This is a genomic window from Microbacterium sp. CH12i (genome assembly GCF_000685355.1).
Taxonomy (GTDB): Bacteria; Actinomycetota; Actinomycetes; order Actinomycetales; family Microbacteriaceae; genus Microbacterium.
In genome coordinates, this window is the sequence record NZ_JHET01000010.1 from 101,460 (window position 1) to 116,148 (window position 14,689).

14 protein-coding genes, 2 tRNA genes and 1 pseudogene are annotated in these 14,689 nt (G+C 64.3%); 5 read left to right on the top strand and 12 right to left on the bottom strand.

Annotated features, from left to right (window positions below; genetic code table 11):
• A complete protein-coding gene (rraA, locus tag DC31_RS12580; protein WP_036280655.1) occupies positions 1-468 on the bottom strand; it encodes a ribonuclease E activity regulator RraA in 468 nt (155 codons plus the stop codon).
• 98 nt (positions 469-566) lie between these two features.
• Here rraA and DC31_RS12585 point away from each other — a divergent pair, with 98 nt between their 5' ends.
• The 3 genes and pseudogenes from DC31_RS12585 to DC31_RS12595 all read left to right on the top strand — a co-directional run bounded on the left by DC31_RS12585 (position 567) and on the right by DC31_RS12595 (position 3,934).
• Positions 567-776, top strand: a complete 210-nt coding sequence (locus DC31_RS12585; protein WP_036280657.1) for a heavy-metal-associated domain-containing protein — start codon at positions 567-569, stop codon at positions 774-776.
• Between the two features lie 112 nt (positions 777-888).
• Positions 889-2,935 (top strand): annotated as a pseudogene (locus tag DC31_RS12590) (heavy metal translocating P-type ATPase); the annotation flags it as partial.
• A 204-nt stretch (positions 2,936-3,139) separates the two neighbouring features.
• Positions 3,140-3,934, top strand: a complete 795-nt coding sequence (locus DC31_RS12595) for a hypothetical protein (protein ID WP_036280659.1) — start codon at positions 3,140-3,142, stop codon at positions 3,932-3,934.
• A gap of 57 nt (positions 3,935-3,991) precedes the next feature.
• On the opposite strand, the gene DC31_RS12600 is transcribed toward DC31_RS12595, so the two are convergent.
• Genes DC31_RS12600 through DC31_RS12605 form a run of 3 tightly spaced genes read right to left on the bottom strand, consistent with a single transcriptional unit; the run spans position 3,992 to position 6,380 of the window.
• Entirely contained in the window at positions 3,992-4,642 is a 651-nt protein-coding gene (locus DC31_RS12600; protein WP_036280661.1) for a response regulator transcription factor, read from the bottom strand.
• Positions 4,633-4,902: an ATP-binding protein gene (locus DC31_RS20610; protein WP_442921905.1), complete on the bottom strand. Its 270-nt coding sequence runs from the start codon at positions 4,900-4,902 to the stop codon at positions 4,633-4,635. The genes DC31_RS12600 and DC31_RS20610 overlap by 10 nt, the downstream gene beginning before the upstream one ends.
• Entirely contained in the window at positions 4,821-6,380 is a 1,560-nt protein-coding gene (locus tag DC31_RS12605; protein ID WP_051606905.1) for a histidine kinase, read from the bottom strand. Before DC31_RS12605 ends, DC31_RS20610 begins: the two co-directional genes overlap by 82 nt.
• Positions 6,381-6,561: 181 nt before the next feature.
• On the opposite strand from DC31_RS12605, the gene DC31_RS12610 reads away from it, so the two are divergent.
• Both DC31_RS12610 and DC31_RS12615 read left to right on the top strand, forming a co-directional pair.
• Positions 6,562-7,809 carry a serine hydrolase domain-containing protein gene (locus tag DC31_RS12610; RefSeq protein WP_051606906.1) on the top strand — a complete coding sequence of 416 codons (1,248 nt, stop codon included), beginning with the start codon at positions 6,562-6,564 and terminating at the stop codon, positions 7,807-7,809.
• Positions 7,810-7,889: 80 nt separating this feature from the next.
• A complete protein-coding gene (locus DC31_RS12615) occupies positions 7,890-9,158 on the top strand; it encodes a serine hydrolase domain-containing protein (RefSeq protein ID WP_051606909.1) in 1,269 nt (422 codons plus the stop codon).
• Between the two features lie 49 nt (positions 9,159-9,207).
• Here DC31_RS12615 and DC31_RS12620 read toward each other — a convergent pair whose 3' ends face one another.
• From DC31_RS12620 to DC31_RS12650, 8 genes are all read right to left on the bottom strand, one after another.
• The gene (locus tag DC31_RS12620) at positions 9,208-10,020 is read right to left on the bottom strand and encodes a DUF1206 domain-containing protein (protein WP_036280663.1); all 813 of its coding nucleotides are present in this window, start codon (positions 10,018-10,020) and stop codon (positions 9,208-9,210) included.
• Entirely contained in the window at positions 10,017-10,442 is a 426-nt protein-coding gene (locus DC31_RS12625) for a phosphatase PAP2 family protein (RefSeq protein ID WP_051606911.1), read from the bottom strand. Before DC31_RS12625 ends, DC31_RS12620 begins: the two co-directional genes overlap by 4 nt.
• Positions 10,415-10,702 carry a hypothetical protein gene (locus DC31_RS17160; protein ID WP_051606913.1) on the bottom strand — a complete coding sequence of 96 codons (288 nt, stop codon included), beginning with the start codon at positions 10,700-10,702 and terminating at the stop codon, positions 10,415-10,417. The genes DC31_RS12625 and DC31_RS17160 overlap by 28 nt, the downstream gene beginning before the upstream one ends.
• A gap of 469 nt (positions 10,703-11,171) precedes the next feature.
• A tRNA-Met gene (locus tag DC31_RS12630) sits at positions 11,172-11,245 on the bottom strand.
• A gap of 33 nt (positions 11,246-11,278) precedes the next feature.
• Positions 11,279-11,351 (bottom strand) — tRNA-Thr (locus DC31_RS12635).
• A gap of 66 nt (positions 11,352-11,417) precedes the next feature.
• Complete coding sequence (locus DC31_RS12640) at positions 11,418-12,446, bottom strand: M23 family metallopeptidase (protein ID WP_235201497.1); 1,029 nt, start codon at positions 12,444-12,446, stop codon at positions 11,418-11,420.
• A gap of 213 nt (positions 12,447-12,659) precedes the next feature.
• A complete protein-coding gene (locus DC31_RS12645; protein ID WP_051606915.1) occupies positions 12,660-13,475 on the bottom strand; it encodes an inositol monophosphatase family protein in 816 nt (271 codons plus the stop codon).
• Positions 13,476-13,483: 8 nt separating this feature from the next.
• Positions 13,484-14,644, bottom strand: a complete 1,161-nt coding sequence (locus tag DC31_RS12650; RefSeq protein ID WP_051606918.1) for a hypothetical protein — start codon at positions 14,642-14,644, stop codon at positions 13,484-13,486.
• Between the last annotated feature and the right edge of the window lie 45 nt (positions 14,645-14,689).

The following is a 14,689-nucleotide window of genomic DNA, read 5'->3' on the forward strand; positions in this document are numbered from 1 at the left end:
TCAGCGCTCGACGAGGATGCCGTCTTCGTCGCTGTAGAGGTGCGCGCCGACGCGGAACACCACTCCCCCGAACTCCAGCTCGACATCGACCTCGCCGGTGCCGAGCTTGCTGCTCTTGCGGGGGTTGGTGCCGAGTGCCTTCACTCCGAGATCGAGACCATTGATCGCGACGCTGTCGCGGATCGCACCGTGGATAACGACGCCGGCCCAGCCGTTGGCGACTGCCGACTCGGCAATCAGGTCGCCCATGAGTGCTGTCTGCAGCGATCCGCCGCCGTCGACGACGAGCACGGCATCCTCACCGGGAGTCGCCAATGTCGCCTTCACGAGCGCGTTGTCTTCAAAACAGCGGATCGTGCGAATCGGCCCGTCGAACGCCGCGCGGCGCCCGAAACTGCGGAACTGGACGGGGAGAGACTGAATGCCCTCCTCGAACTCGTCGTAGAGGTCGGCGGTAGCAGTAGACATGCCGCCATCCTTGCACGGCGGACTCTTTCGCGGGGTCCATGGAATACCCCTGGGGGGTATCTGTTACGTTTAGTAGACACCAACCAGAGGAGCACGAAATGAGCACTATCGAGTATCAAGTGACGGGCATGACCTGCGGGCACTGCGAGATGTCGGTTCGCGAAGAGGTCAGCCAGATCGCCGGCGTCGACGACATCCAGGTCAGCGCACAGTCCGGCAAGCTCATCGTCACCTCGACCCAGCCGATCGATGACGCCGCAGTTCTCGCCGCGGTCGACGAGGCCGGCTACTCAGCCGTTCGCGCCTGACCCCGCGCTATCCCCGGCCGTCCCCGAACATCGTTTCCAGAGGAGCATCCTGATGAGCACTCCGATTTCTGCAGTCCCCGCGGGGTCGAGCGTTGAGCTGGAGATCGGCGGGATGACCTGCGCCTCGTGCGCCAACCGCATCGAGCGCAAGCTGAACAAGGTCGATGGAGTCACGGCATCCGTCAACTACGCCACCGAAAAGGCGAAGGTGACGATTCCAGCGAACTACGACCCCGCGCTGCTCATCGCCGAGGTTGAGCGCACGGGATACACCGCCGCACTTCCGGCCGCGAAAGCCGACGTTGACGAAGTCGCAGAAGGAGATCCCGAACTCACGTCGCTACGCCAGCGTCTGATCATCTCGACGATCCTGACCGTTCCGGTGATTGCGATGGCGATGATCCCGGCGCTGCAGTTCACGTATTGGCAGTGGGCGTCGCTGGCGCTGGCCGCTCCCGTGATCGTGTGGGGCGCGTTCCCGTTCCACCGTGCGGCGTGGATGAATCTCCGCCACGGCGCCGCGACCATGGACACGCTCATCTCGATGGGCACGCTCGCGGCTTTCCTGTGGTCGCTGCACGCGCTGTTCTTCGGCACAGCCGGGATGCCAGGGATGACGCACGGTTTCGAGTTCGCGCTCGCGCGCTCAGACGGTGCGGCGAACATCTACCTCGAGGTCGGCGCGGGCGTGACGATGTTCATCCTCGCCGGACGCTACTTCGAAAAGCGTTCCAAGCGCCAAGCCGGTGCGGCGATGCGCGCGTTGCTCGAGCTCGGCGCGAAGGACGTCTCGGTGCTCCGCGATGGCGTGGAGACTCAGATCCCGATCGCGGAGCTGCAGGTGGGTGACGAGTTCATCGTACGCCCCGGCGAGAAGATCGCGACCGATGGCGTTGTCACGTCGGGCACGTCGGCGGTGGATGCTTCGATGCTCACCGGCGAATCCGTTCCTGTCGAGGTCACCGAACGGGATGCCGTCACCGGAGCGACCGTCAACGCCGGCGGCCGCCTCGTGGTGCGCGCAACGCGCATCGGCGCTGACACGCAGCTCGCGCAGATGGCGTGGCTCGTCGAAGATGCGCAGACCGGCAAGGCCGAGGTACAGCGCCTCGCCGACCGGATCTCGGGCGTCTTCGTACCGATCGTGCTCGTCATCGCGGTGGTGACTCTCGGCGGCTGGCTGCTCGCAGGATTCCCCGCCGCTGCGGCGTTCACCGCAGCGGTTGCCGTGCTGGTCATCGCGTGCCCGTGTGCGCTGGGTCTCGCGACCCCGACGGCATTGCTGGTCGGCACCGGACGCGGTGCGCAGATGGGGATTCTCATCAAAGGCCCTGAGGTTCTCGAGTCCACCCGCAAGGTCGACACGATCGTGCTCGACAAAACCGGCACCGTCACGACCGGCAAGATGACTCTCGTCGATGTTCATGCCGAATCTGGAATAGATGCTGATGAGCTGCTGCGACTGGCCGGAGCGCTGGAGGATGCGTCCGAGCATCCGATCGCCCAGGCCATTGCGGCGGGTGCGGTGCGTGCATCCGGACCGCTACCTGTGGTTTCTGAATTCGTGAGCGTCGCAGGCAAGGGCGTTCAGGGCATCGTCGAGGGGCACAGTCTCGTCGTCGGGCGCGAGTCGCTGCTCGCAGATTGGTCACTCGCACTCTCGCCTTCTGTCGCGTCGGCGAAGGCTCAGGCTGAGAGCGAAGGCAAGACCGTGGTTGCGGTGGGGTGGGGCGGCGCGTGCGCGCGGCATCCTGATCGTCGCCGATACGGTCAAACCCACCAGCGCCGAGGCGATCGCCCAAATGAAGAAACTCGGGCTCTCCCCCATTCTGCTGACCGGTGACAACGCGGCGGTCGCGCGGCAGATCGCGTCCGAAGTCGGAATTGATCACGTCATCGCGGAGGTGCTGCCGAAGGACAAGGTGTCTGTGGTGAAGCGTCTGCAGTCCGAGGGCAAGGTCGTCGCGATGGTCGGCGACGGCGTGAACGACGCCCCCGCTCTCGCGCAGGCTGACCTCGGGTTGGCGATGGGAACAGGGACGGACGTCGCGATCGAAGCGTCCGATATCGCGCTCGTGCGCGGTGATCTGCGCAGCGCCGTCGATGCGATCCGACTGTCGCGCCGGACGCTCGGAACCATTAAGGCCAATCTGTTCTGGGCCTTCGCCTACAACGTCGCCGCGATCCCGATCGCCGCACTCGGGATGCTGAATCCGATGCTCGCAGGAGCGGCGATGGCACTATCGAGCGTGTTCGTGGTCGGAAACAGCCTGCGGCTGCGCGGGTTTCGGAGTGTGGTGCGCTGAGGCGCACTTGCGATCCTCTGGCGCATTCATTCGGGTCGATGCCAAGGTAGAGACCAAATGAACCGCTCCCAGAAGATCACCGCCGCTGTCTCCGGCCTCGTCGTCGCGTGCCTCGTCGCGGTCGCTGCTCCCGCCGTTGCCTCGGTCGTGTCCGGGGTCGGCGGCTGGGCGCTGTTCAACCAGTCCGGCACCGAGCAGGCCGATGCCAGCGCACCCTCAGCAGACACGGTTGTGGCTGCGGATTCCACTGACAATCCAGACGGCATCCCGGACGGGTACGTCGATATCGGCAATGGAACCTGGGTACCGGAAGGCGGCCCGGGCGATTGCACGGCAACGGCCTGGATCAACATCGCGGGCAACGAGGACGGACCGACCTACGCGACACTCACCGGCGCTGAACTCATCGACATGGGACCGCGGGAATTCGCGGCGGGCGCAGTGGGCTTGGACGAGCAGGGACAGATCGAGACCTACACCGTCGAGCCCGGCGACGCGCTGTTCGCGATCGGCGACCGCTTCTGCTTCGGCAATGCGCTGACCCTCGGAACGCTGAACCACCGTTGCTGCGGCACTGCGATCCAGCCCGGCGATGTGCTGTACCTGCGCCCAGACCCCACGCTTCCGTTGGTCAGCTCTTTCATGCCTTACGCGGCCGAACCGGGAACGTCGACCATCCCGTACTTCCACACGGTCTATGAGTTCTCGACCGCCATCGCCGCGCGCGACCTGCCAACTGCTCAATCCGTGTGGGACCGCCTATCCGTGGATGTCTCCCCGGATGCCGCGAGCGTCATCACTCAAGCGCTCAGCGAGAGCAACTGGACGCTGTTGCGTCGGATGTTCCCCTAACCAGCGCGGCATCGAAGTCCCGCGCATCCCGTCAGCGAGCATCCCGGTTGGCTACCGCTACTGCTGGTTGAGGTACTGAAGCACGGCGAGCACACGGCGGTGCGCATCAGAATCGACGGGCAGCGAGAGTGCATCGTAGATCCTCGATATGTGCTGCACGACCGACTTCTCCGTGAGGAAGAGCAGCGCGGCAATGGACGCATTGCTTCGTCCTTCGGCAACCAGCGCGAGCACCTCGCGCTGCCGCACCGTGAGCGCGCCGACTGCGGAATCAGAAATGCGTGCGCGGGCCACCATCAGAGCGATCACGTCCGGGTCGATGGCGGTGCCGCCCTGGGCCACTTCCCGCAGATTGCCGAGGAAGGTGTCTACATCCGCGATTCGCTGCTTCAAGAGATACCCCACGCCCCCGGCCTGATCGCTCAGAAGTTCGACCGCGTAACGCCGCTGCACATGCTGCGAGAGCACCACTACAGATGTGCCAGGGAATTGCTCGCGGATGCGCGCCGCCGCAACGAGGCCTTCTTCGGTGTACGTCGGCGGCATCCGGATATCCGTCACCACAAGGTCCGGTCGGTGGGTGGCCACAGATCGCTCGAGAGACTCAGCATCCGACACGGAATCCACAACATCGAAGCCGCCCTCATCGAGCACCAACTCCAGGCCTCTGCGCAACAGGGCCTCATCCTCACCGATGACTACGCGCACGGCACTTCCACTCTGATCGTCGTTCCGTTGTCTGGTTCACTGACCACGACAAGTGTTCCCCCAAGCACATCTATACGCTCGGCCATCCCGAGAAGTCCTGAGCCGCCTCCGGCGCGCGCGCCGCCCCGCCCGTCATCCCTCACCTCGATGTGCAGGCTGTCCGCTGTTCGACGCAGGCTCACGTTGATGGCACGAGCATCCGAGTATTTGACGGCGTTAGCGAGCGCCTCGGCGACCACAAAATAGGCGACGCTCTCCACAGCCGGCGGGCAGTCACCATCGACGACGTCGAGATGCAGTGTGGTAGGGATCGGCATCCGATCGACGAGGTCTTCGGCGGCAGCGACAGCCCTCGCTGAATGAGGGCAGCCGGCATCACGGAATGGACCAGTTCACGCAGTTCCACAGCCGCTGAGTCGATGCCCTCTCGCAACGCCGTTGCTCGTTGCGAGAGCGACAGACCTTCGCCGGGACCGAGCGCGCGCGCAAGCCGCTGCGCGTCCAGCGCGAGCAGCACCAACTGCACCTGCAGCCCGTCGTGGAGGTCCTGCGCGATGCGGCGGCGCTCGTGATCGGCGGCTTCGACAAGCCGCTCGCGTGAGAGCTGGAGCGCGCGCCTGCTCGCACGCAGCTCTGCGGTCAGCCTTTCGCGATCCAGCGCGATCGCCACCACTCGCCCCGCGGTGCGCGCAAGCTCTGGCTCCGGCATGAGCGCCCTGTCATAAGAGATCGCGCCGATGCGCCGACCGTCGAGCTCGACGACTTCCGTCCCACGCGAGACCTCGGGCTCGACGCCGACCTCAACGCCCTGCGCATCGACATATATCGCGCGGGAGGACACCCAAAACCAGACCTCGATCGTCGGGTCTCCGAGTGTCCGCGCCAAGGCACCCGCGATGGCCGGCTTCTCGTCGCCGGCCGCGCCGAGCCAGGCCCCAAGCTCCTCGAGCTCGCCGGTGCGAGCGACACCGCCGCGCAGCACCGCGAGCGCGAACGCGACTGGCACGAGCGCGATGACCGTCAATTGGAGGATGCCGACTGCATCGGCTGGCCAGCTTAGGAATGCGCCGAGCAGCCGCGTCGCGAAGAAGAGAACGGCGATGGCGAAGATGCCGTAGAAGTACAGCGGCACGAGCACGCGGCGTTCCGCTGTTGACGCACGCTTCAGCCGGAAGACCAGCTGCACACCCGTGACAATGAACACCAGTCCGCCGATGAGGGTCTGCGCGGATGCTGCGAACTCAGCAACCCATGGCGCATCCCACAACGACGAAGTGGAGAAACTCGGGTGCGGGATGAAGAGGTAACGCGGAGCCTGCAGCACGAGCGCCGTGAAGTACCCCGCGGCGACCGTGATCTGCGAAACCTTCCCGTGCAGCCGACCGGAGGGGAAGGCCAGCAGCAGGTGGATGAGCACGGCGAGTGTGAGGCTGCCTCCGACCACGCCGAGTGCAACGAACAGCGGCACCGTGGTGTTTTCCGCTCCGGTGAGGAAGATCCCCACCCCGGCCAGCAGGAGGAGTGCGCCCATCCGATTACTCGGTCGGTAATACCAGGAGAGCAATCCGGCGATCAGGTATACGACGAGAGCCGAGGGGAACAGGATGCGGGCGATGTCCATCGAGCCGCCGGACGGCAGGAGCGCGACAAGCAGCACGACGAAGAGCAGACCGGCGACGAGAAGCGCGAGAAGCGCCCGATCGAATGAGCGACGCAGCGGCGAGCGCAGTTCGCGCATCCTCACCCCGTTCTGTTTCTCGGCACTCGCGATGAGGCCCCTTCAGCTCTTGCGCCACATTGGGGACTCAGGTCTCTAACGGCGCCCGCGATGGTTTGCGTAGCGTGCTGATCATGCCCTCAAGAACTGAGACTATTGCCCTCGCCAGCGATCGGCGACTTGCCTGTCAGGAGCACACATCGTGATTGCACGCCTTCGTGCGTTTTTGGGTACGGGTACGGCCGCGTGCGTCGGGCTCGTTCTCGTCGGATGCAGCGCTGCGACGCCGCCCGCGGCATCCGAGACTCCGGTGGCTGTTGAGGATCCTGCAGCCGTTGCCATCGTCGACGATCTGGCGAATGCGCAATTCGAGAAGCGCGAGCTGGCGTCTGTCGTCGTCCAGGTGCGCATCGATGGTGAAACAGTCACAACCCTCGCCCTCGGCGACTCGATGACCGGTGTACCCGTGAGTGAGGACGGACACTTCCGAAATGGCGCTGTCGCGATCATGTACATGGCCGCCACAATGCTCGCGATGGCCGATGAGGGGCTCGTCGACATCGACGAGCCGATCTCACGTTGGCTACCCGAGTGGCCGGGAGCCGATACCGCGACCCTGCGGATGCTCGCGTCGATGACCGCCGGCTACCCGGATCACGTTGCGAACCCCGACTTCGATGCTGCGAACGACGCTGACCCGTTTCGGGCGTGGACCGAGGACGAGCTCCTGGCATTCAGCAGCGCCACCCCGCGCATGTTCGCACCGGGCGAGAACTGGGACTACTCACACGCCGGATACATCCTGCTCGGCAGGGTTCTCGCCGAAGCGGGCGATGCCCCGGTCGACGAGCTCATCGCGAAGTATGTGCTCGACCCGCTCGACCTCGCTGGGACGGTGCATGACATCACCGCCCGGATGCCGGATCCTGTCGTGCACGGATTCACTGCGGAACGCGGAACCTATGAAGACTCGACCTACTGGAATCCGTCGTGGACGCTGCCGGCCGGGGCCATCGAGACGACGACGATCGATGACATGGCATCCAGCTTCGACGCGATCGTCGGCCGCGGTGAACTTCTCTCTGCCGAATCGTACGAGGAGATGATCGCTCCCGCACTGGTCGGCTTCGGCGCGCCACTGGATGGATGCAGCAACTGCCACACTCTCACCAAAGAGTGGAACTACGGCCTCGGAGTGTTCATTCAGGACGACTGGATACTGCAGACGCCGCTGTTCGGCGGATACCAGTCAGCCGTTGCCACGCTCCCTGCATCGAGTTCAGACCGAGGTTCAGTAACGATCGCAGTGTCGGCTGTGCCGGGACCGAACAGCTACGCAGATTGGGATATCTCGCTGACGAACTGGTCGACCGAGCTCGCCCTCCAGATCGCCACGCAGCTCGTGCCTGAGAACCCGCCGCCGGCGTTCACCCACGGTCCGCCGAAGTAGCATCCGGCGGGGCGGGCACCGCATCCGTTGGAGACCTAGGTCTCCTTTTTTCGCCGCTCGCGACTGACACGATTGCGACCATGATCAAAAAATCTGCCCTAGCCATCTTCGTGGTCGGTGCGGTGCTGAGTCTCAGCGCGTGCGCCTCGCCGGGTGCGGCACCGGCCGCACCCGTGACGGACTCGCCAGCCGAGGTCACGCCCGAATACGCCGCGACCCTTGAGGGGCAGATCACCGACGTGATGGAGAAAAATGCCATCCCCGGAGTCGTCGTGTCAGTGCAGTCGCCGTCGAAGGGCGACTGGTCGGCGACTTTCGGCACGGCTGAATTGGGCGCCGACGTACCGATGTCACTCGACGACTATTTTCGGATCGGCAGCAACACGAAGACGATGACCTCGACCGTCATCCTGCAGCTTGTCGACGAGGGCAAACTCTCGCTCGACGACCCGATCTCGAAATACCGCCCCGACGTACCCGGAGGTGAGAACATCACCATCACTCAGCTCTCGGAGATGCGAAGCGGGCTCTTCAGCTACACCTTCGACCCTGGCTTCAATTCCACCCTCGACGATGATCCGCAAAAAGCGTGGACTCCCGACGAGCTTCTCGCGATCGCGTTCTCGCACCCGGTGAATGCGGCGCCCGGAACGGAGTTCGAATACAGCAATACCAACATCGTGCTGCTCGGCGTCGTGATCGAACAGCTCACCGGGATGTCAGCATCCGAGGCCTTCAAGGAGAGAATCTTCGAACCACTCGGTCTGAAGCACTCCTCGCTGCCGGCCGCCACGGACTCTTCCATCCCTCAGAGCCACGCGCGGGGATACCAATTCGGCACGAACGTCGACACGATCGACTCGTACGCGGTTCCGGCGGACCAACTCTCTGACGCGCTCGACGGCACGCTAGAGCCCATAGATCAGACGGACGCGAATCCTTCGTGGGGCTGGACGGCCGGCGGAGCCATCTCGACGCCCGCTGATCTCGCCGTCTATGTAAAAGCCCTCGTGGGCGGTGGACTACTAGATGACGCCACCCAGAAACTGCGCTTGGCGAGCATCCAGCCGATGAGTGCAGGAGCACCCAGTGGGATCGGTTACGGTCTCGGCATCGTCCAATTCGCCCCAGGGATCTTCGGCCACGACGGACAACTCCCGGGCTTCTCGACGTTCATGGTCTACAACGTTGACACCGGCGACACCATCATCATCGGATGCAACCTCTCAGCCTCGCCGGTCGACGGGCAGAACGCCGCTGTCGTGCTCGCGAAGTCGGTAATGGGCGCCATGTATGGGGCGTCCGTCTTGCCGCCCGATCCGGCAGCATCGCCGACACCGACGCCGTAGCTCCGGCTGCGCGTCCGCGGAGCTGACGAGTCATCGCCAGCTCCGCGAATCACATCCTCGCGTAGCGGGCGCGTGCGAAGCAGAACAGGCCGTAGAGGATAAGCCCGGCGCCCACAGTCCACAGGATCACCGTGCCGAACGGAAGTCCTGCGAGCGTGCGCAGCGCAGAATCCAGTCCGCCGGCAGCTTCGGGGTTATGTGTGAGCGCGGCGACCACGAAGAGCACTCCGGCCACGGCGACCGCGATGCCCTTCGCGATGTAACCGGCGACGCCGAAGGTGACGATGCCAGAGCGCGTGGCTCCGGTCGGAAGGTTGAGATTCTTCTTGAATGCCTTGGTGATGCCGCGGACGATGAATGCGATGCCGATCGCGACCACGATGAGACCGAGTAGAACAAGCAGTGCGACACCCGCAGGCACGGCCAGGAGTTGAGCGCTGAGCGACTGGGAGGACTGGGACGACTGAGACTGCCCGCCAAGAGCGTAGGTGAGCGCGGTCCCAGCGATCGCGAGGTAGGCGAACGCAGTGCCGATGAATTTGATCCGGTATCCCCACTTCTTTTTCGTGTCGGGGTCACGCTCAGTCACGGCTTCCGCGATCTGCCAGATCGCGAGCGCGAAAAGACCGACAACGATGATCCACAGCAGTACGACGCCTGCCGATGACTTCTGGATCTGCTGCATCGCACCTCCCTGATCGGCGTCGCCGCCTCCTCCGCCTGTGGTGATCGAGATCGCGATAGCCCCGATGAGAACGTGCAGGATGCCGAGAACGATGTACCCAACGCGAGCGAGGACACGGAACGCATCGGACCCCTGGGCCGCTCTGGCTGTCGACGCGGCTGAAGTCTTGGGATTCATGAGTTCGCGACACTTTCAATCGGTTGTTCGTTGGAGGATGCATCGACGGTGCGGGTGGCGTGACGATCGCGTACGGCCTCTGCTGCGACCCAGATAAGCATGCCAACGGCGATGCCTTCAAGGAGACCGGCCACCACGTCGCTGAGCCAGTGCGCGTGGAGATAGGTGCGACTCCACATCATCATGAGAACCCACACGGCGCCGAGGCTCCACACGTACCAGCGTCGCAGGAGCAGTCCGAGGACGACGACAACCGTCGTCGCGACGGCAGTATGCCCGGAGGGGAATGAGGTCGCGACACTTTCAGCGAGCGAGTCCTCGGGACGCTTGCGGGCGATCACAGCGGCCATGGTCGCCCCGATCGCGACGACGACGATCATGGCAGCCGCCAGCGTTACGGCATCCCCTCGCGCCCGCGCCATAGGAGCCACGCGATGAAAATGGCTCCCACGACGATCATTCCGATCGTGCCCCCGACGACCGCGGGCACCCAGGCGGCGATGATTAAAGCGTCGTTGAGGTTCGCCACCATAAGGTCATGCCACCAGACGTCGACCGCCAGCGGCTCGTGATCACCTGCCGCCACGATGAGTCGGAGGGTGATGAACGCGATAACGGCTGCAACTCCCACGACGAAGGCGATCATGCGGCGCCGGGAGGTCGGGGCGATATCGGTGCTCATGCCAGTGCCCTCCCAGAGATCACGCCTTGTGCGGTAAGGGTAAGACTATTCTGCGGCGGCCGGTTTGCGAGCCTTGTGCGGCTTCATCGAACAGGCGCGCATCCCGGATACGACAAAACCCCCGATTTCCGCACAAACCCGGCACTGCGGAGCATCCGCTGCTCTGGGTGAGCGATGCCGTCGCCTGGTGCTACGCGAACGGCGGCGACTGGATCCGTCGCGTCGACGCGATCGTCGAGCCCCGGGTTACCCGGCTGTAGAAACACGTGAGCCTGGCTCGTCTACCGTCCGGAAGACTGCCAGGCTCCGAGGGCTACTGCCCGCCGTGCTACACACGTACCTCGGCGGCTCGGTGAACGGCCAGTGCGATCTGTTCTCGACATCTCAACCGGCACAGTCCTCCCCAGCACCGTTCCAGCCAAGGTTCCGGATACGCAAAAACCCCCGGAAATCCGGGGGTTTTCATCTGTAGCAGGAGCGGGGCTTGAACCCGCGACCTCACGATTATGAGTCGTGCGCTCTGACCAGCTGAGCTACCCTGCCGCGAGGCATCCATCGGCGTGAGAAGAATGCTGCGAGCCCGAGTCAGGATTGAACTGACGACCCCTTCCTTACCATGGAAGTGCTCTACCACTGAGCTATCGGGGCGCTGTCACCCGTGAAGGCAACCACACGAGAATACCATCACTTTGGCGTTCCCATGAAACTGAGGCCGCTAGTACGAGTACCGTCCCGCGTTCTCCTGCATCCAGGGAAGCGGGTCGATCGTCGCACCGCTGACAATGAGTTCGAAGTGCAGGTGTGCGCCGTACGAGCGACCGGTATTTCCGACCAGTCCGACAACATCTCCGACCTTCACGGTTTGCCCTGCGACGACCTTGAGCGAGCCGTACTGCATGTGCGAGTAATGACTGGTGATGACCTTTCCGTCAATCACGTGGTCGACGTACACGGTCACGCCGTAGTTTCCGCCGGACTCGGTCGCGATGCGCACAGTGCCGTCGGCGATCGACTGAATCGGAGCACCCTCACCCGGGACAAGGTCGAGGCCCTCGTGCATGCCGCCCTCGCGCATGCCGTAGCCGGAACTCATCGCCACACCCACCACAAACGGCCACTGGATCGCCGCATTCGGGTCATTCGTGTACAGCGACGCGGAGAAGTTGATTCCCTCTTCTGCCGCCAGCTGCCCCAGCGAGATCGTCGAGAAGGCGTCGATACGCTGCATCACGTCGTTCTTCACGTCGGATGACGCGACAAATGCCTGGATCTCGTCACCAGCGCCCTCGGATGCCGTGCCCTTGGTTGCGGCGACCAGCGAAGTCACCGACTGCGCCTGACCGCCCTTCACACCCGCGACAGCCGCCGCAGGAAGAGTCATCGAAACGGCGAGCAGACCCGCAGCACCCATGACACCAACCGTCGCGCCGAAGGCGATGAACTTACGACGTGACTTGTGCTTGCGAGGCGCCACGTGGACCGTGGTCGCCTCGGTGGGGAGAGCGTTCTCGACCGGGAGTTCTTCTTCGGTCGCCTTGACGACGGGAACCTCTGCGGCAATGGTACCGAAGGCACGGGATGCTGCGATGAACGCGTCGACGTCAGCAGCAGCATCCGCTCCCGCACGTTCGCGCTCACGAACAGCGCGACGCGAGAGCGGCTGCACTGCAGCTCCCAGAAGCGCGGCATCAGCAAGAGCGACGCGGAGAACAGCAGAAGTCGCCGCTTCTACGGGAGAGGTCACTTCGATATCCGCGGGAGTCGAAGAAATCACGGTCCGTCGCCGGCTGTCTCGCCGCGTGCGTGCGGGCTCAGCCATAGGGGTATCGAAAGGCAAAAGTCGTTCTCTCGGGGGAATTCGTAAAAGTGAGGGCTTACACCTTCGAAGTTCGGGGAGCGAAGGTAACGAACAGATAAACGCTATCGTGAGCGGCCTGAGAATGCCATGTGCGGATCCTTATTTTCCGTTGTCGAGAATCGCGGACAACCGGGCGTGCACTTGGTTACCGGCGGCGACCAGCATCGGACGTGCGGATGCTGTGTCAGACCGGGTAACCACTCCCCCGGCCTCTTCGACCAGAAGCGCCCCTGCCGCGAAGTCCCAGGGCTTCAGCCCGCGCTCGAAGTAGCCGTCCAGACGGCCGGCCGCGACGTAGCTCAGGTCGATCGCGGCCGACCCCATACGGCGCAGGTCACGCGCGAGCGGCATGATCTGTCGGACCGTCGCGAGGTCACCGTCGTGCGTCGAAGGGTCGTAGCCGAACCCGGTCGACAGCAACGCACCAGCCGGAGTCTCGGTATTCACTGCAAGACGGGTGCCGTCGAGCCAGGCTCCGGATCCGCGTGCCGCAGAGAACAGTTCGCCGAGCACGGGCGCATAGACAACCCCCGCGAGCGCCTGCCAACTCTCAGGATCGGCACTACCCGCAACCGCGGCGATACTGACGCTGTACAGCGGCAGCCCGTAGGCGTAATTGACCGTGCCGTCGATCGGATCAACGACCCAGGTCACTCCGGTGGTGCCGTCGCTCGGCTCAGACTCCTCACCGAGGAATCCGTCGCCGGCGCACTCGACTCGCAGCCGCTCACGGATGAGCTCTTCGACCTCGCGGTCAGCTTCGGTGACGATGTCGGCAACGCTCGACTTCGTCGCAGCCAGCGACACACCCTCCGCGCGTCGACGACGAGCAAGATCGCCAGCCTCACGCGCAATGTCGACCGCGAGCTCTTGAAGTGACTGAGGGTCCCTCAGGTTGGCATTCCCACCGGTCATCTCGGATGTCATCGCGGCGGGGCGGGCGGCGGAGGCGGGACCGAACCTGGTGTGGGCGCCGTCTGCTCGGGTGCCGCGAGCGGAGTGGGTGTGGACTGCGGGTAGTCCGGCATCGGCGGCACGGGTGGCATGGCTGATGCTGGTGGCACGGTGGATGCTGGCGGCGCGGGCTGTGCGTCTGGCGCCTGCGAGTAGTCAGGCACCTGAGGCGCCTGGGAGTAATCAGGAGCCTGAGGCGCCTGCCCGTAGTCCTGCGCAACGGGGAAGGTCTGCGCCGGAGCTGGCGCCTGCTGGTAGCCCTGCTGCTGCGTCGGGTAACCGGTGTAGTAGGCGTTCCAGTCCGGCTGCCCGTCTTGCAGCATGGGTAGCGGCGTCACGCCGTCGGCGTAGGTCGGCCACTGCTGAGCGACCGGCGCAGCGACGGCTGGCTGCGAGGAATATCCCGGAGCGGCGTACGCCTGATTCTGCTGCGCATATCCCTGCCCCTGCTGCGTGTACCCCTGCTGGGCATACTGAACGGAAGCTGCCGGCGCAGCCGGTTTCTTCGGCGCGAAAAGCGCATTCAGCAGCGGAATGAGCATGGTGCCGACGGCGGCAAGAATCGCCAAGGCCACGACGATGCGCCAGTAGACGTCGCCGTACTCGAACGTGTCAGGCAGCGTGAGGAAGAAGACCAGCATCGCGACCAGGATGATGAGAATAGCGATCGTGACGTAGTAGATGACGGTGGTGAACGTTGTCACATGGCGGCGAGCCGACGACGTGAACAGTCGCACGTGCAGCAGCGCCAGCTGCAGGATGCCGATCACGAGAAGCAGCTGGAAGAACCGTCCGAGACCACCAGCGAACTCACCTGGCTCGAACGGCAGCCAGATCTGGATCGCACCGACGATGAGCGCGACGATCCAGGTGATCATGCTCGCGAGCGCGAGCCAGTCCGGACGCTTCGTGGCGAGCCCCGCTTCGAGGATCGCAATGCCTGCGAACCCCGCGAGAAGAAGGATCGTCAGAAACGCTCGGCCGATGATGCCGTCCTGGTCGCCGATCAGCACCCAGATGACGCACACGAGAGCGGCCGCGATCAGCGCACCGATGGCGATCCAGATCGCCCCTCTGATCAAGAGGGAGGCGTTGGCCTTCCCTTTGGGCTCAGTGGTGACCTCTGACATTGCGTTCCCCTCGTCGACCTGCGTAGCTCTCATCCTGCCACGCAG